21 protein-coding genes and 1 pseudogene are annotated in these 24,630 nt (G+C 71.4%); 10 read left to right on the top strand and 12 right to left on the bottom strand.

From position 1 onward, the window contains the following. The first annotated feature begins 88 nt into the window (after window positions 1-88). On the top strand, window positions 89-1,504 hold the full coding sequence (locus REH65_RS03750; RefSeq protein ID WP_406691289.1) for a selenium-binding protein SBP56-related protein: 1,416 nt from the start codon (window positions 89-91) through the stop codon (window positions 1,502-1,504). 54 nt (window positions 1,505-1,558) lie between these two features. Here the strand turns inward: REH65_RS03750 and rpiA are convergent, their stop codons facing one another. After that, window positions 1,559-2,311, bottom strand: a complete 753-nt coding sequence (rpiA, locus tag REH65_RS03745) for a ribose-5-phosphate isomerase RpiA (RefSeq protein WP_406691288.1) — start codon at window positions 2,309-2,311, stop codon at window positions 1,559-1,561. Window positions 2,312-2,879: 568 nt separating this feature from the next. Here rpiA and REH65_RS03740 point away from each other — a divergent pair. The 3 genes from REH65_RS03740 (at window position 2,880) to REH65_RS03730 (ending at window position 5,014) form a co-directional block, all read left to right on the top strand. After that, window positions 2,880-3,380: a hypothetical protein gene (locus tag REH65_RS03740; protein WP_406691287.1), complete on the top strand. Its 501-nt coding sequence runs from the start codon at window positions 2,880-2,882 to the stop codon at window positions 3,378-3,380. An 87-nt stretch (window positions 3,381-3,467) separates the two neighbouring features. Next, complete coding sequence (locus REH65_RS03735; RefSeq protein WP_406691286.1) at window positions 3,468-3,980, top strand: SRPBCC family protein; 513 nt, start codon at window positions 3,468-3,470, stop codon at window positions 3,978-3,980. Continuing rightward, window positions 3,980-5,014 (top strand): LLM class flavin-dependent oxidoreductase, encoded by a 1,035-nt coding sequence (locus tag REH65_RS03730; protein WP_406691285.1) that lies wholly within the window; start codon window positions 3,980-3,982, stop codon window positions 5,012-5,014. Before REH65_RS03735 ends, REH65_RS03730 begins: the two co-directional genes overlap by 1 nt. A gap of 3 nt (window positions 5,015-5,017) precedes the next feature. On the opposite strand, the gene REH65_RS03725 is transcribed toward REH65_RS03730, so the two are convergent. The 5 genes and pseudogenes from REH65_RS03725 to REH65_RS03705 all read right to left on the bottom strand — a co-directional run bounded on the left by REH65_RS03725 (window position 5,018) and on the right by REH65_RS03705 (window position 11,468). Then, window positions 5,018-5,512 carry a winged helix-turn-helix transcriptional regulator gene (locus REH65_RS03725; RefSeq protein WP_406693074.1) on the bottom strand — a complete coding sequence of 165 codons (495 nt, stop codon included), beginning with the start codon at window positions 5,510-5,512 and terminating at the stop codon, window positions 5,018-5,020. Between the two features lie 40 nt (window positions 5,513-5,552). Next, window positions 5,553-8,255 (bottom strand): annotated as a pseudogene (locus REH65_RS03720) (PAS domain S-box protein); the annotation flags it as partial. 166 nt (window positions 8,256-8,421) lie between these two features. Continuing rightward, complete coding sequence (locus tag REH65_RS03715) at window positions 8,422-9,258, bottom strand: class I SAM-dependent methyltransferase (RefSeq protein ID WP_406693073.1); 837 nt, start codon at window positions 9,256-9,258, stop codon at window positions 8,422-8,424. Between the two features lie 9 nt (window positions 9,259-9,267). Next, window positions 9,268-11,154 (bottom strand): glycosyltransferase, encoded by a 1,887-nt coding sequence (locus tag REH65_RS03710; protein ID WP_406691284.1) that lies wholly within the window; start codon window positions 11,152-11,154, stop codon window positions 9,268-9,270. Window positions 11,155-11,282: 128 nt separating this feature from the next. After that, window positions 11,283-11,468: a hypothetical protein gene (locus REH65_RS03705; RefSeq protein WP_281455949.1), complete on the bottom strand. Its 186-nt coding sequence runs from the start codon at window positions 11,466-11,468 to the stop codon at window positions 11,283-11,285. A 230-nt stretch (window positions 11,469-11,698) separates the two neighbouring features. Here REH65_RS03705 and ahcY point away from each other — a divergent pair, with 230 nt between their 5' ends. Then, a complete protein-coding gene (gene ahcY, locus REH65_RS03700) occupies window positions 11,699-13,159 on the top strand; it encodes an adenosylhomocysteinase (RefSeq protein ID WP_406691283.1) in 1,461 nt (486 codons plus the stop codon). A 138-nt stretch (window positions 13,160-13,297) separates the two neighbouring features. Here ahcY and REH65_RS03695 read toward each other — a convergent pair whose 3' ends face one another. Continuing rightward, window positions 13,298-14,278, bottom strand: coding sequence for an Acg family FMN-binding oxidoreductase (locus REH65_RS03695; RefSeq protein ID WP_406691282.1), 981 nt, complete (start codon window positions 14,276-14,278; stop codon window positions 13,298-13,300). A gap of 58 nt (window positions 14,279-14,336) precedes the next feature. Continuing rightward, on the bottom strand, window positions 14,337-15,338 hold the full coding sequence (locus REH65_RS03690) for a LacI family DNA-binding transcriptional regulator (protein WP_406691281.1): 1,002 nt from the start codon (window positions 15,336-15,338) through the stop codon (window positions 14,337-14,339). 107 nt (window positions 15,339-15,445) lie between these two features. On the opposite strand from REH65_RS03690, the gene hisD reads away from it, so the two are divergent. Further along, a complete protein-coding gene (gene hisD, locus REH65_RS03685; protein ID WP_406691280.1) occupies window positions 15,446-16,765 on the top strand; it encodes a histidinol dehydrogenase in 1,320 nt (439 codons plus the stop codon). Between the two features lie 65 nt (window positions 16,766-16,830). Here the strand turns inward: hisD and REH65_RS03680 are convergent, their stop codons facing one another. Then, window positions 16,831-18,066 carry a phosphodiester glycosidase family protein gene (locus REH65_RS03680; protein WP_406691279.1) on the bottom strand — a complete coding sequence of 412 codons (1,236 nt, stop codon included), beginning with the start codon at window positions 18,064-18,066 and terminating at the stop codon, window positions 16,831-16,833. A 242-nt stretch (window positions 18,067-18,308) separates the two neighbouring features. On the opposite strand from REH65_RS03680, the gene REH65_RS03675 reads away from it, so the two are divergent. Together REH65_RS03675 and REH65_RS03670 are read left to right on the top strand one after the other, a co-directional pair. Beyond that, window positions 18,309-19,313: a DivIVA domain-containing protein gene (locus tag REH65_RS03675; protein ID WP_406691278.1), complete on the top strand. Its 1,005-nt coding sequence runs from the start codon at window positions 18,309-18,311 to the stop codon at window positions 19,311-19,313. A 67-nt stretch (window positions 19,314-19,380) separates the two neighbouring features. Beyond that, complete coding sequence (locus REH65_RS03670) at window positions 19,381-19,998, top strand: class I SAM-dependent methyltransferase (RefSeq protein WP_406691277.1); 618 nt, start codon at window positions 19,381-19,383, stop codon at window positions 19,996-19,998. A 1-nt stretch (window position 19,999) separates the two neighbouring features. On the opposite strand, the gene REH65_RS03665 is transcribed toward REH65_RS03670, so the two are convergent. The 3 genes from REH65_RS03665 to REH65_RS03655 form a co-directional block, all read right to left on the bottom strand. Beyond that, on the bottom strand, window positions 20,000-20,545 hold the full coding sequence (locus REH65_RS03665; RefSeq protein WP_406691276.1) for a type 1 glutamine amidotransferase domain-containing protein: 546 nt from the start codon (window positions 20,543-20,545) through the stop codon (window positions 20,000-20,002). An 81-nt stretch (window positions 20,546-20,626) separates the two neighbouring features. Continuing rightward, a complete protein-coding gene (locus tag REH65_RS03660) occupies window positions 20,627-21,586 on the bottom strand; it encodes an adenosine deaminase (RefSeq protein WP_281458482.1) in 960 nt (319 codons plus the stop codon). Window positions 21,587-21,610: 24 nt separating this feature from the next. After that, window positions 21,611-22,315 (bottom strand): gamma-glutamylcyclotransferase, encoded by a 705-nt coding sequence (locus tag REH65_RS03655; RefSeq protein WP_406691275.1) that lies wholly within the window; start codon window positions 22,313-22,315, stop codon window positions 21,611-21,613. An 88-nt stretch (window positions 22,316-22,403) separates the two neighbouring features. Here REH65_RS03655 and REH65_RS03650 point away from each other — a divergent pair, with 88 nt between their 5' ends. Next, a complete protein-coding gene (locus REH65_RS03650; RefSeq protein ID WP_406691274.1) occupies window positions 22,404-23,354 on the top strand; it encodes a phosphotriesterase in 951 nt (316 codons plus the stop codon). Between the two features lie 95 nt (window positions 23,355-23,449). Continuing rightward, window positions 23,450-24,628: a thiolase family protein gene (locus REH65_RS03645; RefSeq protein WP_406691273.1), complete on the top strand. Its 1,179-nt coding sequence runs from the start codon at window positions 23,450-23,452 to the stop codon at window positions 24,626-24,628. Window positions 24,629-24,630: the final 2 nt, after the last annotated feature.

Below are 24,630 nucleotides of genomic sequence, written 5' to 3'. Positions count from 1 at the left end.
GGTCCCGCGATGCGGACACCGCTCGCCGAGGGGTGAGGTGCGGGACGATTCGGGGTGGACCGAACGCCATCTCCCGATGGAGGACGAGATGAGCACACCCACGGTGGATCCGACGTTCTACCGCAGTCCGGCCGAGGCGATCGCCGCACCGCCCGAGTCGCTGGCCTACGTCGTGACCTTCGACCGCGCCGCCGAGAAGCCCGACGCGCTGGCCGTCATCGGCACCGACCCCGACGCCGACGGGTACGGGCAGGTCGTGGGCTGGGCGGACCTGCCCACCCGCGGCGACGAGCTCCACCACTTCGGCTGGAACGCCTGCAGCAGCGCGTTCGCGCACGCCGGGCACCACACCGACGGCCTGCAACGCCGCTACCTGCTGCTGCCGGGCCTGCGGTCGTCGAACATCCACGTCTACGACACCCACCCGGACCCGACGCAGCCGCACCTGGTGCGCACCGTGGACGCCGACGAGCTCGCCGCCCGCGCCGGGTACTCGCGGCCGCACACCCTGCACTGCGGGCCCGACGGCATCTACCTGTCGTGCCTCGGCGCCGCCGACGGCGACGGGGGACCGGGAGGGATCGCGGTCCTCGACCACGACACCTTCGAGGTCGTGCGGGCGTGGGAGACCGATCGCGGCCCGCAGCACCTGGCCTACGACGCCTGGTGGCACCTCAACCAGAACACGCTGATCACCAGCGAGTGGGGCACCCCGTCGATGATCGAGGACGGTCTGGTGCCCGAACTGCTGCTGGGCCAGCAGTACGGGCACGCGCTGCACTTCTGGGACCTGGCCGAGGGCAGGCACGTGCAGCGCGTCGACCTCGGCTCGGAGCACCAGATGGTGCTGGAGCTGCGGCCGTCCCACGACCCGGGCGCGACCTGGGGGTTCGCCGGGGTCGTGGTCAGCACCGCGGACCTGTCGGCCTCGGTGTGGCGCTGGTTCCGCGACGGCGAGCGGTGGCAGGTGGAGAAGGTCATCACGATCCCGGCCGAACCCGCCGGGACCGAGCAGCTGCCGCCCGCGCTGCAGCCCTTCGGCGCGGTCCCGCCGCTGGTCACCGACATCAACCTCTCGGTCGACGACCGGTTCCTCTACGTCTCGTGCTGGGGGACGGGCGAGCTCAAGCAGTACGACGTCAGCGATCCGGCGCACCCGCGCGAGGTCGGTTCGGTCCGGCTCGGCGGCATCGTCGACCGGGCACCGCACCCCTCGGCACCGGACCGGCCGCTGGCGGGCGGCCCGCAGATGGTGGAGGTCAGCCGCGACGGGCAGCGGATATACCTGACCAACTCGCTCTACGGCGCCTGGGACGACCAGTTCTACCCGGACGGCGTGGGCGCGTGGCTGGCCAAGCTCACCACCGACCCGCAGCGCGGCGGGCTGACCGTCGACCGGGACTTCTTCGTGCACGGCGACGAATTCCGGGGTCGCCGGGCGCACCAGGTGCGCCTCCAGGGCGGCGACGCGTCCTCGGACTCGTACTGCTACGCGGGGATCTGAGACGCGACGAGGGGCCGTGAGCGGTGCTCACGGCCCCTCGGTCGGGTGACGGCGTCAGCGTCCGCGGGTCGACGGGCGGGCCGACGGGGTCGCGGAGACGTCGCGGATGTCGTGGCTGCCGTCGCCGCGGCCGATCACGACCTCGGCGGCGATGCCGGTGAACAGGCCGTTCTCCACCACGCCCGGGATCCAGTTGAGCTGGGAGTCCAGCGCGATCGGGTCCTTGATCGCTTCGAGGTGGGCGTCGATGATGAAGTTGCCGCTGTCGGTGACCAGCGGGCCGCCGTCCTTCTCGCGGCGGGTCAGCTTCACGCCGGGGTGGCCGAGGGAGTCCAGCAGCTCGCCGATGGCGCGCTCGGTGGCCTGCCACTCGAACTGCACGACCTCGATCGGCAGCGGGAACTTGCCGAGCTGGTCGACGGCCTTGCCCTCGTCGACCACGCACACCATCTTCGCCGAGTTGTCGGCGATGATGCGCTCCCAGAGCAGGCAGGCGCCGCCACCCTTGATCATGTGACCGGCGGGGTCGATCTCGTCGGCGCCGTCGACGGTGAGGTCCAGCTTGCCGACCTCGGCCAGCGTGGTCAGCGGCACGCCGACCTCGAGCGCCAGGTCACGGGTGCTGGTCGAGGTGGGCACGCCGACCACGTCGAGGCCGTTGGCCACGGCCTCGCCCAGCGCGCGGACGAACCAGTGCGAAGTGGTGCCCGAGCCCAGGCCGAGCTTCATGCCGTCGCGGATGTAGGCGTCGATGACGGCCGTACCCGCGGCCCACTTCGCCCGGTCCTGCTCGTTACTCGGTTGCATCGCTGCTCAAGTCTCCTGTGGACGCTCCTGCGGATCACCGCCGGCCGGGCCGGGCGGTGGGTTCGACGTCACGGTACATGTGCTGGTCGCAGGCGGTCGCCGGGTCGTGCCCCGTGGTCCCGCGCACCGCCGAGCCGGGTTCCGACGGACCCCGTCGGGGGCTTCGGAATCGATTTGGAAGGACGCACCACCGGGTGACGTCGCGGTGTGCGGGAGATGATGTTGCTCGCGCAACGAAGGTCCGGGTCAGCGACGGTTCAGCGACTTGATCCGAAGCGCTCTCGTGGTCTTGCCGCCGTCGCCGAATCCGGTAGGCTCCGCCGTCCCCGGATCGGAGCCGGGTGTCCGCATCGGAGGGACGCGGGCGAAACTCCCTGCGCTTCAACCGCTTCCGATCTGGCCCAACGCTGTGCCGCGCGTCACGCCCGAACCCCGGATCGCTGCCCGTGGCGCGATCACCGGGTGCCGATCGAGTTGCTGATTCCCTTTCGGGCCGAACAATGGACCCGGTGGGGGTAATCCGGTCGCGGGGCGTCCGGGGGGAATTGAGTGGAAGGACGCTTGAGCCATGCCCTTCTATTCGACGGTGGCCGAGACGGAGATCGCGTGCCCGGCCATGGACGTCTACAGCTACATCACCGATCCGGCCAACTGGGAGGGCGGCCGGCCGGTGGCCGATCCGGGGTGGACGCTCGTGCCACCGGGCAGGAGGCCCGTCGACGACGGCTGGCAGGAGAGTCGGGGGAACCGCTGGGCGATCCTCGACGCCGAACCGGGCCGCCGCTGGATCGTGCGGTCGCGGGGGCTCGACGGCGCCTCGTCGGTGACCATCACCTACAGCTTCTCCGAGGTCGACGGCATGACGCACGTCCTCCGTCACATGGAGATCGAGGTGTCCGAGCACGCCGCGGTCAGCGAGCACGCGCGCGCCGCGTTCGCCTGCTCGCCGCCGAACCGGGAGCTGGTGGTCATCATCAAGCACGCGCTGGAGAAGGCGCGGCGGGTCCCGCTCCCGGACATCCCGCTCCCGGACGTTCCGGTGCCCGCTTCGACCTCGCGCACGGCCTGACGAGCACTTCCTCGTCGAGGAGTTGACATTGCGGGTTGCATCACGCAACCCTACTGGTCAACGCCGCATGACGAGGAGGTCGCGAGCATGGAGTGGACGGGCGCGCGCTACGCGGACGGACCGGCGGTCGAGGTCGAGACCTGGATCGACGCCCTGCCGCAGCGGGTGTGGGAGCTGGTCAGCGACGTGCACCTGCTCGCGCGCTTCAGCGAGGAGCTGCAGGAGGTCGCCTGGCTCGACGGAGCCGTCGAACCGGCGCTCGGAGCCCGCTTCACCGGCCGCAACCGCAACGACGCGCTGGGGGAGTGGACCACGACCTCCCACGTCGTCGAGTTCGAGCCGCACCGCGCCTTCGGCTGGGCCGTCGGCGACGCCGAGCACCCGACCGCGTCCTGGCGCTTCACGCTGGAGGCCGACGGCTGCGGCACGCGGCTGCGCCAGTGGGCTCGGATGGGACCGGCGCGCTCCGGGCTGAGCCTGGCCATCGACCGCATGCCGGACAAGGAGCAGAAGATCGTCTTCGTCCGCCTGCGCGAGTTCGAGCGCGGCATGACCGCCAACCTCACCGGCATCAAGCGGCTCGCCGAGGCGACCGGCTGATGCGCACCGCCACCACCATCGAGGGCTCCGGCGGCGACTGGCGCGAGACCGTAGAGTTCGTCCGCGAAGCCGAGAAGCTCGGCCTGGACATGTGCTGGGTCGCCGAAGCCTGGGGCTCCGACGCCCCGTCCACCCTCGGCTACCTCGCCGCCCGCACCGAGACGATTCGCCTCGGCTCCGGGATCATGCAGCTCGGCACCCGCACGCCGGTCGCCATCGCCCAGGCCGCGATGACGCTGGCCCACCTGTCCGAAGGCCGGTTCCACCTCGGCCTCGGCGCGTCCGGACCGCAGGTCGTCGAGGGGCTGCACGGCGTGGACTTCGCCCGCCCGCTGGGCCGCATGCGGGAGACGGTGCAGGTCGTGCGGCAGGTCTTCGCCGGCGAGAAGGTCCGCCACAGCGGCGAGCACTTCACGATCCCGCGCCCCGGCGAATCCCGGCCGATGCGCGTGTCGATCCCGCCGGTGCAGGTGCCGATCCACCTGGCGACGCTATCGCCGAAGATGCTGGAGCTGACCGGGGAGATCGCCGACGGCTGGCTGGGGACCAGCTTCGTGCCGGAAGGCGCCGACGCCTACTTCGAACACCTCGACGCGGGTCTGGCCCGCGCCGGGCGCACCCGCGCCGACCTGGACATCTGCCAGGGCGCCGAGGTCGCCTTCGCCACCGACCCCGCCGAACTGCGCGACATGCTCGCCGGGCGCAAGAAGCAGCTGGCGTTCTCCCTCGGCGGCATGGGTTCGGCCACCACCAACTTCTACAACCGCGCCTACGCCCGCCAGGGTTGGCGGGAAGCGGCCGAAGCCGTGCGCGAGCGCTGGCAGGCGGGCGACCGCGACGGGGCGGCGGCGCTCGTCACCGACGAGATGGTGCTGGCCACCACCTTGATCGGCACCGAGGAGATGATCCGCGAGCGGTTGCGCGTCTGGCGCGACACCGGCGTGCGCACCGTCCGCTTCTACCCGGCGGGGGAGGACCTGGAGGAGCGGCTGACGACCCTCGGCCGCGCGCTCGACCTCGTCCGGGACCTCTGAGGCTCAGCCGAAGCGGCGCTTGACGTCCGGGCGCTCGGCCAGGCGAGGCGGGTAGCCCGGGCCGAGCCGGGCCGCCGTGTCCTCCGCGCGCAGCGGTTCGCGGCAGGCCGCGCAGACCACCTCGGCGTGGGTGTCGTGGCCGCAGCGCTCGTGGTGCAGCACCACCGGGACGCCCTCGGCCCCCGACAGCCACCGGTCGCCCCAGCGGGCCATCGCCGCCAGCACGCCGTAGAAGTCGCGGCCCTTCTCGGTCGGCACGTAGTCGTAGCGCGGCGGTTCGTCCTGGTAGGCGCGCTTGTCGAGCAGGCCCTCGTCCACCAGGCGGCGCAGCCGCTCGGCGAGGGTGTTGCGGGCGATGCCCAGCGAGGTCTGGAAGTCGTCGAAGCGCCGGACGCCGTAGAAGGCCTCCCGCAGCACCAGCGGGGTCCACTGGTCGCCGAGCAGGTCCAGGGCCCGCGCGATCGAGCAGGGCCAGTGAGCCAGGGACGTGCGCCGCATGCCGCCGAGGATAGCGGGTTGCGCGACGCAACCCGCCTCACTCGATGATGGCCCGCCGGTTGGCGACCTCGATGGTGCCCGCCAGCTCCTGGACCGGCGACGGGCGGCCCAGGTAGTAGCCCTGGGCCTGGTCGCAGCCGAGCCTGCGCAGCACCGCCAGCTGCGCCGGGTTCTCCACGCCCTCGGCGATGACGCCCAGATCGACCGCGTGGGCCATCGCCATGATGCTGGTGACCAGCGCCTCCGAGTCGTGCGAGTGCGCGATGTCGTTGATGAACGACCGGTCGATCTTCAGCGAGTCCAGCGGCAACCGCAGCAACTGCGCCAGCGAGGAGTAGCCGGTGCCGAAGTCGTCGATGGCCAGCCGCACCCCGTACCGCCGCAGCTCCTGGAGCATGTGCGCGGCCGTGGTCGGGTCGTGCATCAGCGCGCTCTCGGTGATCTCCAGCGACAGCGACCGGGCCGGCAACCCGGAACTGCGCAGCGCCTGGTCCACCGCCTCCGGCAGCGCCGGGTCCTCCAGCTGGCGCACCGACAGGTTCGCCTTCACCTGCAGGTCGAGGTCGAAGCGCGAGCGGAACTCCGAGATCTGCTTCACCGCCGTGGACAGCACCCAGCTGCCGATGTGGTGGATCAGGTCGCTCTCCTCGGCCATCGGGATGAACTCCTCCGGCGAGACCGTCCCGTGCTCCGGGTGGGTCCAGCGCAGCAGCCCCTCGACCGCGGCGACCCGGTTGGAGTGCAGGTTCACGATCGGCTGGTAGGCCAGCCACAGCTCGCCCCGGTCGACCGCCGAGCGCAGGTTCTGCTCCAGCTCCAGGTAGCGCTGCAGCCGCTCGCGCAGCTGCACGTCGAAGAACGCCACCCGGCCGCGCCCGCGCGTCTTGGCCTCGTACATCGCCACGTCGGCGTCGCGCAGCACGTCCTCGGCGGTGCGCGTGTCGCCGGGCGGGACCAGGACGATGCCGATGCTGGCGTCGACGTGCAGGTGCCTGCCGTCGACCAGGATCGGCTCGGTGAGCCGCCGCCGGATCCGCTCTGCCAGCGCGTGCAGGCGTCCCGAGTCGTGCTCGTCGTGCACCAGCACGACGAACTCGTCGCCGCCGTGCCTGCCGACGTGCTCGTCGGACCGCATCACCGACCGGAGCCGCTCTCCGGCGACGCGCAGCACCTCGTCACCGACGACGTGCCCCAGCGAATCGTTGATGATCTTGACTTGTCCAGGTCGATGAACATCACGCCGGTCGGTTTCGTGCGGGTCGGCTCGCGCATCGCCGCCTGCAACCGGCGCAGCACCATCGTCCGGTTCGCCAGCCCCGTCAGCGGGTCGTGCGTCGCCTCCCGCTCCAGCTGCTTGCGGAAGGCGCGCGGCTCGGTGATGTCGGTGAACGACACCATCGTGCGGTGCGGCGGCGAGTCCTCCGGCGTCAGGGAACGCGCCGAGATCGCCAGCCACGCGCTGCTGCCGTCCCGGCGCTCGAAGCGCGCGACGCGGCGGTTCTCCGGCTCACCGCTGTAGCGCGTGCGCACCGACGGCGGCTCCGGCAGCTGCTCGCCGTCGTCGTCGTAGGTCACCCACGACTCCGGCGAGCTGCCCAGCAGCTCCTCCTCCCGGAAGCCCAGGATCGCGGCCGCGGCCGGGTTGGTCGTGACGATCCGGCCGCCCTCATCGATGATCAGCACGCCCTCGTCGAGCAGGCTGACCACCGTCGCGTAGCGCTGCTCGGCCGTGCGCCGCGCCGTCTCGTCGGCGCACACCAGCACGTAGCCGTTGCTCATCTCCGCCGCCGAGATCCGCACGAGCACCGGCGAGCCGTCGGCGTGCCGGTGCTTGGCCTCGGTCGTCCCGCCCACCGTGAGCAGCGCCGCCGGGTCGATCCGGGCGCCCACCACCTCGCCGACCGGGCGGCCGCGCGCCTGCTCCGCGGAGTACCCGTAGATCATCTCGGCGGCGGGGTTCCAGCTGGTCACCACGCCGTCCCAGGACGTGGCGATGATGGCGTTGCTGACGTGCTCCACCAGCGCCGCCTGGTACCGCAGCGCCGCCTCCGCGGCCCGCTGCGCGGTCACGTCGTGCAGGATCACCTGGAACGCCGGCCGCCCGTGCCAGCTGGTGCGCACCGCGACCGACTCGACCAGCATCCGCGAGCCGTCGACCCGGATCATCTCGGCTTCGGCCGGCTCGGTCGTCGTCCCCGGCTCGTTGGCCACCGACAAGCGCGAGAACAACCCCGCCCGGGAGTGCTCGGCGACGAACTTGGTGATGGGATGCCCGACGACCTCGTCGGGGGAGGAGGCGCGCATCATCCGCACGCCCGCCGGGTTGACGTAGACGGTGACCCCGTCCTGGTGCACGCACACGGCGTCCGGGTTGAGCTCGATGAGCCGCCGGTATCGGTCGGCGATGTCGGTGTCCAGCCGCTGGTCGCGCAACGGCGGCGCCGCGTCCACGGCGATCCCGACCAGGCACCTCTCCCCCCGGTAGTGGGTGGTGCTGCAGCGCAGGAACGCCGAGCGCGCCTCGCCCGAGGCCGTCAGGAACGGCTCCTCCAGGGCTTGCGAGTCCGGGGCCTGGCGGGTCTCGGCGGAGTGCACCAGCGGCGAGACCAGCTCCAGCAGGCGGGTCCGGATCTGCTGCAGGTCGTCCTCGTCGACCTGCAGCAGCCCCGCCATGCCCGCCGACCAGTGCAGCTCGCCGTCGGAGAACCGGTAGGACCAAGCGGCGGCGCGGTTGACCCGGCATGCCAGGTCGTTGAGCCCCTCGTCCAGACCGGCCGCGTCGTCCAACCGGTAGCTCTCAACCATGGCCCTCCGCTTCCCAGGCGAACGCCGCCGACACCCTAGTCGGCCTTCCGTGCGCGCGCTGCTCGGGCTGCCCGCCCGGTACCCGGGCGGGCGGGACGAGCGGATCAGCTGTGCTGCACCGCGGCCTGCGGGGCGCGGGCGAACCTGTCGATCTCCACGCCAGGGCCGACGTCGGTCAGCCGGACTGCCACCTGCTCGTTGTCGATGGTGAACGCTTCGTACGAGAACTTCCAACCGGTCGCGTCGACGTGCTCGCCCCACGCCCGGTACTCGCCGAACTGCCAACCCGGGTAGTTGAAGAACTCGTCGAACACCACGACGCTGCCCTTGCGCAGCCGCGGGCCCACCAGCTCCAGCACCGTCTTGGTGGACGAGTAGATGTCGCAGTCGACGTGCAGGAACGCCACCGGGCCCGGGTGGGCGTCCAGGAAGCGCGGCAACGTCTGGTCGAACCAGCCGACGACCAGCTCGGCGCCCTCGACCTGCGGCGGCCCGTCCGGAAGCATCTCGCCGCCGAACGTGCCCTCCGGGAACCCGGCGCGCCAGTGCTCCGGCAGACCCTCGAAGGAGTCGAAGCCGTAGACGTCGACGCCCTTGCGGGAGCGGGCGATCTCGGTGAGCGTCTTGCCGGAGTACACGCCGAACTCCAGGGCCATGCCCTCGGCCGGGGCCAGCGACAGCGCGTGGTTGAGGGTGGCGATGGGGTCCGGCAGCATCCGAGCCGAGGCCATCTCCTGGTGCACCAGCCGCGCGGTGGACACCGCGGCGTCGCGCTCACCCGCGGCGAACAGGTCGCGGCGCGAGCGCATCTCGAAGTCGCGGGTGGCGTTGACCGCGCGGTCGACCTCGGGGCGGACCACGCCCGCGACGGCCTCGGACACCGCACGCTGCAACTTCTCCCGTGCGGCGACCCGCACGGGGTTGAGGACGCGGGACAGCATGTTCACGATCTACTCCTTGGCAGCGTTGGTTTCGTCGAGCTGGAACAGGCGGGTCCAGTTCGTCCTGTCGGTGAGCGCGCGGTGGCCGTCGCGCCACGCGCCCCGCGCCCGGTCTCCTTCGCGGCGCAGCCGCAGCGCCGTGCGCAGGGCCTTCGCGCCGATGCGACGGAGCTCGTCGCGGTCGACCCGGCGGACCGACACCGATTCCTGGGAGGCGTCGGTGACCACCGCGGTCTCGAACAACCCGACGTGCCACCAGTGGGCGTCGCCGGACGGGATGGAGGCGGCACCGCCGACCTTGCCGCGCAGGTGCCAGATCAGGCGCTTGGCCAGCACCAACCGACGGCGGGCCGGGTGCGGTCCGGCCTTGGCGATGGGTCGCGAGGCCCCGCGCAGCCCCGGCACCTGCGAGGGCGCGTACCGCGCGGTCTCGGGGTGGGCGGCGCGGATCCGCGCGATCCGGGCGAGCGTGTCGGCGTCACCGTCGCGCAGGACGCCGGGACCGGCCAGGAAGTCCTCGACCGCGGCGATCAGCACCTCGGCCTGGGCGTAGCGCATCGACACCAGGCACTCGGCGGTCCAGCGCAGGAAGACCTTCGCGCTCGCCGCGCCGCTGAAGTCGCCGTGCAGCGCGTCGATGATCAGCGCGTTGCGCAGGGTGAAGTACCGGACCCAGCTCTCCTCGTCCTTCCAGTCGAAGTCGGCGTGCCACACCGCCGCGCCGGGCAGCGTCACGGTCGCGTGGCCCCGGCCCCGGATGCGGTAGCCGAACTCCACGTCGTCCCACTGGAAGAACATCGGGATGGGGTAGCCAGCGTCGCGCACGATCTCCGAGGGCAGCAGGCAGCACCACCAGGCGTTGTAGTCGGCGTCGACGCGCCGGTCCTGCAGCTGCTCGGTCAGGTCGGCCCGGTCGAGACCGCCGTCGACGGCCAGGCCGGGTTCGATGGTGGTGAACCGGGCGTGCTCGGCGGAGACGTGGATCTGGTACGGGTGCAGCAGCTGCAGCATCTGCGACCCGACGACGGTCGGTTCCACGGCCGAGTCGGCGAACGTCGTCATCCGCACCACCGTGTCCGGCTCCAGCAGGATGTCGTCGTCCATGAACAGGGTGTTGAGCACGGCGTCGTCGTCGGCGAGCGACTCGTGCAGGCCGCGGGTGAAACCGCCCGCGCCGCCGAGGTTGCGCTGGCGCACGTAGTGCATCCGGCCGCCGAACATGTCGCGAACCGACTCGAACGGCTCGCGGGATTCGAGGGTGTCGTCGCCCTGATCGACCACGTAGACGTCCGACAGCGCGCTCATCGCGGCCGGGTCGGCGGCCAGCGCGCGCAGCGTGTTCAGGCAGTCGTCGGGCCTGTTGTGCGTGCACAGCACGGCGGTGGTGGGGCGGCTGCGGTGCGGGTGGGGGACCAGCCACTCGACGTCGGCGACCTGCAGCGGGTCGGCCTCGGTGATCAGCTCCAGCCAGATCGCGCCGCCGTCGACGAACTTGCCGATGCCCACGGTCCACTGCGCGCGCGTCTCGGTGGTGCCCGCGACGCGCGCGGTGTGCAGCGTGCGGGTGCCGCCCCGGGAGTCGGAGGCCATGACGCGCACGATCCCGGCGCCGCTGACGCTGGCCCGCACGGTCACCTCGGTGACGGCGGTCCAGCGCTGCCAGTAGCTGGCGGGGAAGCGCCCGAAGTAGGTCGAGGTGGACACGGTGCTGTGCGGGTGAACCGTGACCGCGCCGCGGTGCCGGGTGGCCGCGCCGTCCTCGATCTTGGCGTAGAGATCGACGGGCAGGCTGGCGAACGGAGGCGTGAAGAACGTCCGCATGGCTATCGCCGGGCCGTGGTCCTCAGGTGTGGGTGCCGCCTGTCGGCCGGTCGGGAGCACCTCGGTGTCGTTCACTTCACGGAAGCCGCCAACAAGTGTCATGAGCGCCGCATTCTTCAACTGTGATCTCAATGGATGGTCAAGAATGTTTATCGCGTTCATGGCGGCCGACCTTGACGACGCGACGGCGCCTCACGCGGAAATCACCTCTTCCGGTGAAAATCGGGAAGGCCGAGGTCCGGCGCGGTTTCGCGCCCCGCGCGGCCGGTGGGGCGGTTGACAAAGCGGTCGGCGGTCACCAGAATTTTCAGCACGCCGGGTTCGACCGACTCGATGCGCTCCGATCCGGGGCGCGACCGCTGGCTGAGAGGCGCTGCAACGGACGTCACGTCCGCCACGCTCGGCCGGCGGGGTAAAGGGACAGCACGGTAAGGGCGCCTCCTGACGGAGGTGCCTTTTTTGATGTCGCGAGGGGGATCGCGGCCACCGGCCGACGTGCGAACGCCGTGGAGTCTCCGGCGTCGTGCCGCCTGCGCGTGATCGCGGTCGGCGTCTTCCACCTGATGGGTCCGCTGTGGACTGAGTTGTCGATGAATCGTGCTATGCGAGAAGAGGAATCATGAGCGTGAAGCTTCAGCAGGTGGGCGGACTGGAGTTCGCCGTGCGCGACCTGAAGCTGGCGGAGGCGGGTCGTCACCAGATCCGCCTGGCCGAGCACGAGATGCCGGGTCTGATGGCCACGCGGAAGGAATACGCCGACTCCCAGCCGCTCAAGGGCGCCCGGATTGCGGGTTCGTTGCACATGACGGTGCAGACGGCTGTGTTGATCGAGACCCTGGTCGCTCTGGGTGCGGATGTGCGTTGGGTGTCGTGCAACATCTTCTCCACTCAGGACGAGGCTGCGGCTGCGGTCGTGGTGGGTCCGAACGGGACTGCGGAGAAGCCTGCTGGTGTTCCGGTGTTCGCGTGGAAGGGCGAGACGCTGGAGGACTACTGGTGGTGCACCGATCAGCTGTGGGACTTCGGTGACGGCAAGGTCGCCAACATGATCCTCGACGATGGTGGTGACGCGACGCTGCTGGTGCACAAGGGTGTCGAGTTCGAGGCTGCGGGTGCGGTGCCGCAGCCGAGTGCGGATGACCCGGAGGAGTTCAAGGTCGTTCTGGAGACTCTGCGCAAGTCGGTCGCCAACGACAAGCAGCGGTTCACCAAGCTGGCGGCTGAGATCAAGGGTGTCACCGAGGAAACCACGACCGGTGTGCACAAGCTCTACGAGCTGGTGAAGTCCGAGGAGCTGTTGTTCCCGGCGATCAACGTCAACGACTCGGTGACGAAGTCGAAGTTCGACAACAAGTACGGGTGCCGTCACTCGCTGGTGGATGGCATCAACCGGGCCACCGATGTGCTCATCGGCGGTAAGGTCGCGGTGATCTGCGGTTTCGGTGATGTCGGTAAGGGTTCGGCGGAGTCGTTGCGGGGTCAGGGTGCTCGGGTGATCGTGACCGAGATCGACCCGATCTGCGCGCTGCAGGCGGCGATGGAGGGCTACGAGGTCAAGACGCTTGAGGATGTCGTGGAGTACGCCGACATCTTCATCACGACGACGGGTAATTACGACATCATCAAGGCCGAGCACATGGCCAAGATGAAGCACCAGGCGATCGTGGGCAACATCGGTCATTTCGACAACGAGATCGACATGGCGGGTCTGGAGAAGACCCCGGGTGTGACCAAGCAGGAGATCAAGCCGCAGGTGCACGAGTACACCTTCGATGATGGGCACAGCATCATCGTGCTGTCGGAGGGTCGTCTGCTGAACCTGGGCAACGCCACGGGTCACCCGTCGTTTGTGATGTCGAACAGCTTCACCAACCAGACGATCGCGCAGATCGAGCTGTTCACCAAGCCGGGCGAGTACGGCAAGGACGTCTACGTGCTGCCCAAGCACCTGGACGAGAAGGTCGCTCGTCTGCACCTGGACGCGCTGGGTGTGAAGCTGACCAAGCTCACCAAGGAGCAGGCGGCCTACATCGGCGTCGACGTCGAGGGCCCGTACAAGCCCGAGCACTACCGCTACTGAGCAACCAGCCGTGAGTCTCCCGGCCCCCCACCACTCCCGGGAGGCTCACGGCTGGCCGTGTATCGCGCGGGCAACGGCGCCTGCGCCGCAGGGAAATTCGGCGCTGCATCCGGCGAAAGGTCGGGTGCAGCGCCGTTTTCAGTCGATCAGCAGTTCCGCCGGATCGCGGCGCGGGGTCTCCGGCACGGGGGAGCCGTAGCCGAAGCGCAGCACGGCCTGCGGCTGCAGCGACCCGCCCAGCATCCGGCGCAGCTCGTCGCGCGTGTCCTGCACCTCGACGACCTGCGACAGCAGCGAGGCCGACAGGCCGTGCGCGCAGGCCGTGAGCAGCACCCGCTGCATCGCCTGACCGGCCCGGACGTCGTCGGCGCGGCTGTCGTGGTGCGAGCACAGCACCGCCAGCAGCGGATCGCGCTCGAAGTCCTTGCCCGCCACCCGTTCCGGTGCCGAACCGCCCGAGAAGTCCCGCACCACCCACAGGTCCTGGGGCTCCGGGCGAGGACCGGCGGAGGCCGTCGGAACCCCTTCGCTCACCTGGCGCGAACGCCCGGTCCAGCGCTCCAGCTCCGCGCGGAAGCGCTCGTCGTCGAGCTGGACCCGGTGCGCCCGCTGCGCCAGCTCGGCGAAGGCGTCGAGCTCGGTGCGGGCCAGCACGTGCAGCCATCCCTGCTCCCGCTGCGCGGCGTTGATCAGCGCGTGCCGGTCGGTGGTCGAGACGGGGATCTCCTGGAACGGGCGGCGGTTGGTGCGGCGACGCGGGATCGCGTCGTGGAGCTCGCGCTCGGCCGGGGCCTGCTCGGCCCGGCCCCCGTCGCGGACCTCCGCGAGCACCGTCGGCGCGCTCATCGACGACGGCGGATCGACCACCGGCCGCAGGCCCTCGTGCTCCAGCGCCAGCCGCAGGTTCAGCAACGCCGCCCCGCACGACAGGCGCAGCTCGCGGTCGTCGGGATCGGTGGCGGGCAACCGCCGCTGCGGATCGGCGTGCACCTCGATGACGTGTTCGCCGAGCCGGAACAGCCACGGCTGCCGGTTGTGCAGCGACGGGGCGAGCCCGGCGCAGCGGATCACGTGCTCGGTGCGCTCGGGCGGCAAGCCCAACGCCGTCGGAAAAGTCATGGCCAGCCCCTCGACGTGTCCGGCCGCACAACGCCATCCGAGTCTGGCAGAGCCCCGGCTAGCCCGCCGGGTGTGCGGTGCGCGCGGTCGAGCCGCGCACCACGAGCTCGCTGGGGAAGCGCTCCTCGCGGGCAGGCAGATCGCGGTCGTCGATGCGCTCCAGCAGCAGCCGGACCGCGGCGCGCGCCATCTCGGCGATGGGCTGGCGCACGGTGGTGACGTCGTAGGAGTCCCACGCCGTCATCGCGATGTCGTCGTAGCCGACCACCCACACGTCCTCCGGGACGCGGCGGCCCAGCGAGACCGCACCGTCGACGGCGCCCAGCGCGGTGAGGTCGTTGGCGCAGAACACCGCCGTGGGCGGGTCGGGCAGCTCCAGCAGGTCGCGCATCGCGGTGCGCGCGACGTCGTGGGCGAACCCGCTCGGGACGCTGAGCTCGGCGGCCAGCGGGTGGCCGAGCTCGGCGAGGCGCTCGCGGAACCCCTGCTCGCGGTGCCGGGCGGTGCTGGGCAGCTCCGGCCCGGCCAGGAACCCGATGCGGGTGTGGCCGGTGGCCACCAGGTAGTCGGCGACCGCGCGGCCGCCGCCGAGGTTGTCGGTGGTGACCTGATCGCAGTCGAGCTCGTCGAGGCCGCGGTGCAGCAGCACGATCGGGGCGGAGCGGTCCACCGCGTCGGTGAGCTGGGGCGTCGGCTCGGTGACGGTGGTGAAGATCAGGCCGTCGGCGGTGCCCTCGTCCAGCGACTCCAGCGCGCCGGACCCGTCCGCGCCGTTCCACAGCACCATGCGCTGCCCCGCGGCGTCGAGGGCTTCGGCGACGGCTTCCAGCAGCTGCGGGTAGAAGGGGTTGGTGATGTCGGCGACGACCACCCCGACGGTCGCCGTGCGCCGGGTGCGCATGGTGCGCGCGGCGGCGTGCGGCCGGTAACCGGCCTCGCGCATCGCGGCCAGCACGCGCTCCCGGGTCTGCGGGGCGACCTTGCCGTTGTCCTGCAGGACTCGGGACACGGTCATCTGGGACACGCCGGCCAGCCGTGCCACGTCCCGGCTGGTGACCACCGGGCACCTCCTTCGCGTCTGCACCGAGGAAGGCCATCCTACGGGGTTTACGTAAACACCCGCGCCGCCTAGGGTGCGTGTGTACGTAAACATCCTGGGAGGGACACATGACGTTCGCGCTGAAGCGGGCCGCGGAGAGCTCGGCGGCCACCACGACCTCGCTGCCCGACGTGCAGGAGAAGGTCGCCGCGATCATCGCCGACATCCGCGAGCGCGGGGACGAGGCGGTCCGCGAGTGCTCGGCCCGCTTCGACAAGTGGGAGCCGGAGGCGTTCCGGCTCTCGCGAGCTCAGATCGACGAGATCATGGCCCGGGTGCCCGACCAGGTCATCGCGGACATCGAGTTCGTCCAGCAGCAGGTGCGCGGCTTCGCCGAGAAGCAGCTGGAGTCGATGCGCGAGATCGAGGTCGAGACGCTGCCGGGCGTGCACCTGGGGCAGAAGCACATCCCGGTCGCCGCGGCGGGCGCCTACGTGCCGGGCGGGCGCTACCCGCTGCTGGCCTCGGCGCACATGACGATCCTGACCGCCAAGGCCGCCGGGGTGCCGCGCGTCATCGCCTGCACGCCCCCGATCCGCGGCGAGGTGCCCGACGCCACCGTCGCGGCCATGCACCTGGCCGGTGCCGATGAGATCTACCTGCTCGGCGGTGTGCAGGCGGTGGTGAGCATGGCGCTGGGCACCGAGACGATCGAGCCGGTCGACATGCTCGCCGGACCCGGCAACGCCTTCGTCGCCGAGGCCAAGCGCCAGCTCTACGGCGAGATCGGCATCGACCTGTTCGCCGGGCCGACCGAGGTCCTCATCGTCGCCGACGAGACCGCGGACCCGTTCGTGGTGGCCGTCGACCTGCTCAGCCAGGCCGAGCACGGTCCCGACTCGCCCGCGGTGCTCATCACCACCTCGGAAGCCCTGGGCCGCAGCGTGGTCGAGCACGTCGACGCCCTGCTGCCGGACATGCCCACGCGCGACAACGCCGAGCCGGCCTGGCGCGACCACGGCGAGGTGCACGTGGTGGCCGACCTCGACGAGGCCTACCGGCTCGCCGACGCCTACGCGAGCGAGCACGTGCAGATCCTCACCCGGCAGCCCCGCGAGGCCCTGGAGAAGATGCGCAACTACGGCGCGCTGTTCCTGGGCGAGGGGACCTGCGTGTCCTACGGCGACAAGGTGATCGGCACCAACCACGTGCTGCCCACCCGGGGTGCCGCCCGTTACACCGGCGGTCTGTGGGTCGGCAAGTACCTCAAGACCGTGACCTACCAGGAGGTCACCGACACCGCCGCCAGCGCCCGCCTCGGAGAGGTCTGCGGCCGCGCCGCCCGCGTCGAGCTCTTCGAGGGCCACGCCCGCTCCGGCGACGTCCGCGCCGCCAAGTACGGCACAGCGGACCTCCCCTGGGCGCCCAACGCGCCCGCACGCTCCTGACCGCAGCGGGTGTCCACGATTTCAATGGAGATCGGGTTCCTGATCTCCATTGAAATCGTGGGCCGTCAGCGGGTGAAGACGCCGATTCCGTTGGCGACGGGGCGTTGTTCACCGTCGGAGGGGGCGTTGCGGACCGTGGCCAGCGGGGTGCCGGGGGTTCTGACGGCCATCGTGGTCGAGCCCCCGCCGTCGAGGTTGACCGCGTCGGTGGCCCCGAGATCGGTCAGCAGGCCCGCGGTTTCGGCGAGGTTGAGCCCGGTGCTGGCGGGGGAGCGGCCGTCGACGACGACCAGGTGCACGAGGCGGCCGTCGTCCCCGATGCCCGCGGCGGTGCGCGGGGCGAGTTCGGCGGTGTCCAGGCCGGGGATCGGGGTGCCGTCGCGCATGATCGGCGTGGCCCCGACCGCGAACGACAGGGGCATCCCGTCGGCGGGTACCAGAGCGGTGCGGACCCTGACGGGGTCGCCGGGGTCGAGGGCTTCCAGTACCGCGTCGCCCGCCTCCCGGCCGACCAGGACGACCGTGTCGTCCGGGATCGGGCCCGCGCCCGGCAGATCGGTCTCGGAGCGCACGACGCCGTCGGTGATCACCACCTCCTCGGTGGCGGTGCTGCACGGCGCGGAGCGGTCGGTGTCGGTGCCGCAGACCGAGCGGGCGCGGGAGACCTCGCCCCAGTCGTCGGTGTAGGCGCCGACGCCGTCGACCGGCAGCGCGTACTGGTTGAGCCCCTCGACGTCCACCACCCCGCCCGGCCAGATCGCCGAACCGGTCACCGAGAGCCGGGAAAGCCTTGCCCTGCCGTCGATCCCCACCGCGAAGACGTCCTCATCGGACGTTCCCTCCGGCAGGGCGGGGCCGAACCGCTGGCCGTCGGGAACCGCGCCCTTGAGCGCCTCGCCACCGGCGATCTCCGGGCCCACCGACGAGCTCGTCGGCACCACGCCCGGGTGCTCCTCGCTGATGTTGAAGAAGTCGCCGTTCACCCCCGCCACCGCGCCCGCCGCGTTGGTCTGGTCGGCGATCTCGTCCTTCGCCGCCACCGAACCCGGGTGCAGCAGGCCGAGTTTCGCGTTGGGATCGCTCAGATCGACCGTCACCACGTGGCCGAGCACGGGGCCGTGGGCGGTGGACAGCTGGAACGGCCGGTAGCTGACCCCCGGTCCGATCACGACCTCGCCGTCCTGCGCGGCCGCCGGTATCGGCGAGGCGAGCGCCCCGCAGGTCAGCAGGACCGCGAGCAGGCGGGCACCACGACCGGCCACCATCCGAGAACCTCCCAGCACTCCGGTGATCGCGCTCACTCAAGCAGCCGGTCGTGAACGCGTGGTGTGCTTGGAAAGAACTCGACGTGCAGCGAGCCCGAAGGGCACGAGCGGTTACCGCCGTTGGCGCAACGTGAATGGGCTGGCTCGGGCCTTGATCTCGCGTCCGGGTTTGGGCAAGCTGGAGCGCGCAAACGCGGGCGGTCGGGGGCCCGGCGCGAATGTGAGCCGGGTATGCGTCCGAGAGGAATCATGCGGACGCCCTGTGGAGGCCGGACTACATGCTGACCCCTGATGACGTGCGGAATGTCGTCTTCGGCCGGGCCTGGCGCAAGGAGCGCGGGTACGACGAGGCCGAGGTCGATCACTTCCTGGGTCGGGTCGAGGCCACGCTGCGCGGTAAACGACTGGTGACCGCGCGCGACGTGCTGACGATGCACTTCAGCCCGCGCAAGCGCGGCGGGCGCGCCTACAAGAAGAACCAGGTCGACGAGTTCCTGGACAAGGTCGCGCTGACCCTGATGAAGCTGGAGGTGCGCGCCGAGGAGCGCGGCAAGTCGCGCTCGGCGGAGGACGGTGTCCGTGGCGAGCGAGCCGCGCGCAAGCCCGACGAGATCCGCCCGAAGTCCGAGGAGACCGGGAGCACCCCGCTGCCCAAGCGCCACGTGAGGGAACCAAGCGGTCCGGCCCCCAGCGGTCCGGCTCGGATCGAACCGGCGCACAACGCCGCGGCGCAGGTCGAACCCGCCCCGGTCGTCGAGCGGGCGCCGGAGGAACCGGGACGCCCGGAGCGCTTCCGCGGCCTGCAGCCGGCGACCTCGCAGAGCTCGGCGCTGGACAAGGCCGAGGTCGACGCGTTCATGGACCGGGTCCAGGCCACCCTGCGCGGCATGGACGACCTCACGCCCAACGACGTGCTCAACGCCCGGTTCAACCCGCCCGCACCCGGCATGCCCGGCTACGACGAGGCCGGGGTGCTGGCGTTCCTGGTGATGGTGTCCTCCAGCATCCGCAACATCACCCGCACCAACATGCGCGCGGTGACCACCGGCACGAACCTCCCGCCGGTGACCGCCACGGGCACCCAGATGCGGCCGGTCACCGGCACCGGGACCAACATGCGTCCCGTCGGCACCGGCACCAACCTGCCGTCCGCGACCGGGACCGGGACGAACCTGCCCCCGGTGGCCGCGCAGACCGGGGCGTTCCCCACCCACGCCGGCGACGGCACCCGCCCGCCCCGGCAGCGGATGATCCCCGGACGGCGTCGGCCCCCGCGCCGCTGAAGCGGGCGCTGAAGCGGGCGCGGAAACGGCCTGTGCGGACCGCGGTGGTGCGGTAGCGTTCCGCGCCGTGGAGCGCTCGGAGAAGCTGCGGCGGTACTGGGACCGGTCGGCGCCCTCCTACGACGGCGTCATGGCCCGCTTCGACCGCTACCTGGCCGGCGACAGCAGGCGGTGGATCTGCTCGCGAGCCGGTGGTGACGTGCTGGAGGTCGCGATCGGCACCGGCCTCAACCTGCCGCTCTACCCGGCGGGCACGCACCTGACCGGCGTCGAGTGGAGTCCCGGGATGCTGGACCTCGCGCGGCGCCGCAACGACGAGCTCGGCACCGGCGCCGAACTGCGCGAGGGCGACGCCCGCGCGCTGCAGTTCCCCGACGGCGCGTTCGATACCGTGGTCTGCACGTTCTCGCTGTGCGCGATCCCCGACCACGAGCAGGCGATCACCGAGATGCACCGGGTGCTGCGGCCCGGCGGGTTGCTGCTGCTGGCCGACCACGTGGTCAGCACCGCGTGGCCGGTCCGGCTGCTGCAGCGGGCGGCCGAGCTGGTCACGGTGCCGATGGGCGGCGAGCACTTCCGCCGCCGCCCGTCCCGGCACCTGGCCGCCGCGGGCTTCGAGGTGGTCGAATCCGAGCGCTTCAAGCTCGGCCTCATCGAACGCCTCGCGGCCCGCAGGCGCGGCTGACTCAGCTGGACGCGATCGCCTTGATCACCGCCTCCTGGAAGGCGGGCAGGTCGCCCGGATTGCGGCTGGTCACCAGGTTGTCGTCGACGACGACCTCCTGGTCGGTGACCTCCCCGCCCGCGTTGCGGATGTCGGTGCGGATGCTGGGGAACGACGTGAGCTGCCGTCCCCGCACCACACCTGCCTCCACCAGCGTCCACGGGCCGTGGCAGATCGCGCCCACGGGTTTGCCCGAGGCGACGAAGTCCCGCACGAACGACACCGCCGTCCCGTCGCGGCGCAGCTGGTCGGGATTGATGGTGCCGCCGGGCAGGACCAGCGCGTCGTAGTCGCGCACCGACACCTGCGAGACCTCCCGGTCCACCGGGAACCGGTCGGCCTTGTCGATGTCGCCGTTCATCGCCTGGATCTCGCCGGAGTGCAGCGACACGAGATCGACCTGTGCGCCCGCCTGTTCGAGCGCCTGGCGGGGCCCGGTCAGCTCGACCTGCTCCACGCCGTCGGCGGCCAGGACGACGACCTTCCTGCCGGTGAGTTCGTCAACCATCGTCGAAACCTCCTTCACGGGTACCCGACGGCTCAGGTACCCGTGGAGGAGGCGCGTCAAACCAGTCCACTGGGGACGGTGTCAGCCGCCGATCTCGGCCTTCCACGCCGACTTCCGCTCGTCGTCGACGAAGCAGGCGTCGAAGGAGTTGCGCGCCAGCGTGGCCACCTGCTCCTCGGTGATGCCCAGCTCGCGGCGCAGCGCCGCGAAGTTGTCGTCGACGTAGCCGCCGAAGTACGCGGGATCGTCGCTGTTGACGCACACCAGCAGGCCCTCGTCGAGCATCGCGGGCAGCACGTGGTCGGAGAGCTTGTCGACCGTCCGCAGCGCCACGTTCGACAGCGGGCACACGGTCAGCGGGATCTGCTCGTCGCGCAGCCGCGCCACCAGCTCCGGGTCCTCCATCGCGCGGATGCCGTGGTCGATGCGCTCGACGCCGAGCACGTCCAGGGCGTCGCGCACGTAGTCCGGCCCGCCCTCCTCGCCGGCGTGGGCGACCCGGTGCAGGCCCTCGGCCGCCGCCCGCCGGTAGACCTCGGCGAACGGCGCCGGCGGGTGGCCGACCTCCGCCGAGTCCAGCCCGACGCCGATGAAGCGCTCCCGGTAGGGCATCGCCATCCGCAGCGTCTCGGCCGCCGCCTCCGGCCCCAGGTCCCGCAGGAAGCACAGGATGAGGTCGGTGGAGATCGGCGAGTCGCGCAGCGCGCCGCCGATGCCCTCGAACACCGCGCCCAGCGGCACGTCGTTGTTCAGGTGCACCTGCGGGTCGAAGAAGATCTCCGCCCGCCGCACCCCGGCCTTCTCGGCGCGCGCGAGGTAGGCGCTGGTCAGGTCGTAGAAGTCCTGGTCGGTGCGCAGCACCGGCAGGTTCGCGTAGTAGAGGTCCAGGAACGACTGCAGATCGTTGAAGTCGTACTTCGCCCGAAGCTCGTCGAGATCGCTGGTGGGCAGCGCGACGCCGTTGCGCGCGGCCAGCTCGACCAGCATCTCCGGTTCGAGCGTTCCCTCGATGTGAATGTGCAGTTCCGCAGTCGGCAACATGTGTGATTCCTCCCCGGTCCCAACCTACCGGTGCGGCGGGCCGGGCTCGCCGGTGACCTCCACGCAGGTCAGGCCGTCGGATGCGGCCAGGCTGCCGGTCAGCTCGCGCGCCCGCTCCTGCCCGAGGTCCGCGCAGGGCACGTACCGGCCGTCGACCAGCAGCGGGCGGCGGATCGCGCCCAGCGCGCCGTAGGCCAGCACGTCCGAGACCGGGCCGGTCTCCAGCTCGACGCGTTCGGGTCCGCGCAACCGCACCAGGCGGTAGCGCTCGCCCCGGCCCTCGCAGACGTCGAGGACCCGGCGCTGCTCGGCGGTGGCCAGCCACACCGCGTGGTGCTCGACGACTCCGGGTGCGCCGACCAGCACCGCCGGGCGCTGCCCGTCGCGGGCCCGCACCCCGGAGGCCCACACCGCCGACAGGCCGGTGCAGCGCGCGCGGAGCACCACGACCGGGCCGTCCAGCCCCAGCTCCTCGCGCAGCCACGTGATCTTGCTCGGGCAGGCGTTGGAGCCGTAGGCCAGCACCGGCCACCGCGCCGCCAGCGGCTCGTCGAGCACGTCGTCCAGGCAGCCGGGCCCGACCCGCCAGCCGGAGGGCTGCGAGGCGTCGGGGGAGAGCCGCCAGCCCTGCCCGTCGACCTGCAGGAACGAGTGGTCGGGACGGGCACCCGGATACGGATCGGCCGGGAAGTCGGCATCGCGGAAAGTGGCCGGTCCCAACGCGTTCACCGGACCAACATGCCTGGCTCGCGGCGGTTCGCGCAAGGCGCACGAGCGTTTAAGGTGCCCGCCAGCGAGATCGTCGAGGAGGACGAACATGGTCGAGACCGTTCGCGGGCAGGTGCCGGTTGACCAGCTGGGCACCGTGCTGATGCACGAGCACGTCTTCGTGCTCAACGAGGAGATCCGCCGCAACTACCCGGAGTTCTGGGACGAGGAGGCGCGGGTCGCCGACGCGATCCGCAGGCTGCGGGAGCTCGCCGGGCGCGGCGTGGACACGATCGTGGACCCGACCGTGATCGGGCTCGGCCGCGACGTCGAGCGCGTCGCGCGCATCAACGCCGAGGTCGACCTCAACATCATCGCCGCCACCGGCCTCTACACCTACGACTCGGTGCCGTTCTTCTTCCGGATGCACGGGCCCGGAACGCTGCTCGGGGGCGACGACCTGATGGTGCGAATGTTCGTAAAGGACATCACCGAGGGCATCGCCGGAACCGGCATCAAGGCCGCGTTCCTCAAGTGCGCCATCGAGGAGGAGCTCACCCCGGACGTGGAGCGCGTGCTCAACGCCGTCGCCGAGGCCCACAACCGCACCGGCGTCCCGATCACCGTGCACACCAGCCCGGGGCACCGCACCGGTCTGGTCGCCCAGGAGGTGCTGCGGCGCAACGGGGTCGACCTCGGCCGGGTCGTCGTCGGCCACAGCGGCGACACCACCGACACCGACTACCTGCGCGAGCTCATCGACAACGGCTCCTTCATCGGCATGGACCGCTTCGGCCTCGACGTCCTGCTGCCCACCGACGACCGGGTGGCCACCATCGCCGAGCTCGCGGGCCAGGGCCTGGCCGACCGGATGGTGCTGGCCCACGACGCCTCCTGCCACATCGACTGGTTCCCGGAGGGCCTGGTCGAGGAGGCGATGCCGAACTGGAACTTCACCCACATCCACGACGTGGTGCTGCCCGCGCTGCGCGAGGCCGGGGTCACCGAGGACCAGCTGACGACGATGCTGGTCGACAACCCGCGCCGGTACTTCAGCTGATCACCGCGGCCGCGCCGGAGGAGATCCGGTGCGGCCGTTTACAAAGCGGGTGCGCTCACCTACTTTCGGACCGAGATCGTCCGGAAGGGTGTCAGATGAGCAGTCGCAGTGACCTGCCCGCGCACCGCAGGGCCGCGATCGCCGGGCTCGGCATGACCGAGATGGGCAAGGTCTACGGCCGCACCGCGCAGCAGTTCGCCGCCGAGGCGGTCCGGCGCGCCGCGGACGACGCCGGGCTGGGTCTCGGCGACGTCGACGGCCTGCTGGTGTCGGCGGGCCTGGGCGGGGGAGTGGACCTGAGCCTGCAGGACGACCTGGGGCTGGAGGACCTGCGGCTGCTCAGCCAGATGCAGTCCTTCGGCTCCACGGCAGGGGCGATGGTCCAGCACGCGGCGATGGCCGTCGAGGCGGGCATGGCCGACACCGTGGCCTGCGTGTTCGCCGACGCCCCGCTGCGCGAGGGCGCCTCCTCGGGTGCGGCCTACGGGAGCGAGCGCTACTCGCCGAGCGGCTGGGGCGGGCTGATCGCCACCAGCGGTTTCAGCGGCCCGAACTCGTTCTACGCGCTGGCCGCCCGCCGCCACATGCAGGCCTACGGCACGACGAGCAAGCAGCTCGGCGAGATCGCCGTCGCGCAGCGCGCCTGGGCGGCGCTGAACCCGCTCGCCCGGTTCCGGGACCCGATCGACATCGCCGACCACCAGGAATCGCGCATGGTCGCCGAGCCGTTCCACCTGCTGGACTGCTGCATGGTCTCCAACGGCGGGGTGGCGGTGATCGTCACCCGCGGCGACCGCGCGGCGACGCTGGCCCAACCCCCGGTGTCGGTGCTGGGCTGGGCGCAGGCCCACCCGGGTGGTTCGCTGCGCCGCGACGACGACCTGGGGCTGGTCAGCGGTGCGGCCCAGGCCGGACCGGCGGCGCTGCGGATGGCCGGGGTGAACCTTGCCGACATCGACATCGCCGAGCTCTACGACTGCTACACGTTCACCGTTCTGCTGACGCTGGAGGACTACGGCTTCTGCGCCAAGGGCGAGGGCGGCGAGCTCGTCAGCACCCCGGGCGTCCTCGGCCCCGGCGGATCGCTGCCGGTCAACACCGGCGGTGGCCAGCTGTCCTCGTACTACATGTGGGGTTTCACGCCGCTGTCGGAGGCGATCATCCAGGCGCGCGGCCAAGCCGGCCGACGCCAGGTCCCGAACCACGAGCTGCTGCTGGTCTCGGGCAACGGCGGCATCTTCTCCCACCACAGCACGCTCGTGCTGTCCGCCTGAAG

The organism is Saccharopolyspora sp. ID03-671 (genome assembly GCF_045278815.1).
GTDB lineage: Bacteria > Actinomycetota > Actinomycetes > Mycobacteriales > Pseudonocardiaceae > Saccharopolyspora > Saccharopolyspora ipomoeae.
This window is presented reverse-complemented; position numbering and strand designations above follow the sequence as displayed.

Excerpts from the sequence above, each read along its gene's own strand:
- REH65_RS03750 (WP_406691289.1), top strand. The coding sequence starts at position 89 with ATGAGCACACCCACGGTGGATCCGACGTTCTACCGCAGTCCGGCCGAG.
- rpiA (WP_406691288.1), bottom strand. The coding sequence starts at position 2,311 with ATGCAACCGAGTAACGAGCAGGACCGGGCGAAGTGGGCCGCGGGTACG.
- REH65_RS03740 (WP_406691287.1), top strand. The coding sequence starts at position 2,880 with ATGCCCTTCTATTCGACGGTGGCCGAGACGGAGATCGCGTGCCCGGCC.
- REH65_RS03735 (WP_406691286.1), top strand. The coding sequence starts at position 3,468 with ATGGAGTGGACGGGCGCGCGCTACGCGGACGGACCGGCGGTCGAGGTC.
- REH65_RS03730 (WP_406691285.1), top strand. The coding sequence starts at position 3,980 with ATGCGCACCGCCACCACCATCGAGGGCTCCGGCGGCGACTGGCGCGAG.
- REH65_RS03725 (WP_406693074.1), bottom strand. The coding sequence starts at position 5,512 with ATGCGGCGCACGTCCCTGGCTCACTGGCCCTGCTCGATCGCGCGGGCC.
- REH65_RS03715 (WP_406693073.1), bottom strand. The coding sequence starts at position 9,258 with ATGCTGTCCCGCGTCCTCAACCCCGTGCGGGTCGCCGCACGGGAGAAG.
- ahcY (WP_406691283.1), top strand. The coding sequence starts at position 11,699 with ATGAGCGTGAAGCTTCAGCAGGTGGGCGGACTGGAGTTCGCCGTGCGC.
- REH65_RS03695 (WP_406691282.1), bottom strand. The coding sequence starts at position 14,278 with ATGACTTTTCCGACGGCGTTGGGCTTGCCGCCCGAGCGCACCGAGCAC.
- hisD (WP_406691280.1), top strand. The coding sequence starts at position 15,446 with ATGACGTTCGCGCTGAAGCGGGCCGCGGAGAGCTCGGCGGCCACCACG.
- REH65_RS03675 (WP_406691278.1), top strand. The coding sequence starts at position 18,309 with ATGCTGACCCCTGATGACGTGCGGAATGTCGTCTTCGGCCGGGCCTGG.
- REH65_RS03665 (WP_406691276.1), bottom strand. The coding sequence starts at position 20,545 with ATGGTTGACGAACTCACCGGCAGGAAGGTCGTCGTCCTGGCCGCCGAC.
- REH65_RS03660 (WP_281458482.1), bottom strand. The coding sequence starts at position 21,586 with ATGTTGCCGACTGCGGAACTGCACATTCACATCGAGGGAACGCTCGAA.
- REH65_RS03650 (WP_406691274.1), top strand. The coding sequence starts at position 22,404 with ATGGTCGAGACCGTTCGCGGGCAGGTGCCGGTTGACCAGCTGGGCACC.
- REH65_RS03645 (WP_406691273.1), top strand. The coding sequence starts at position 23,450 with ATGAGCAGTCGCAGTGACCTGCCCGCGCACCGCAGGGCCGCGATCGCC.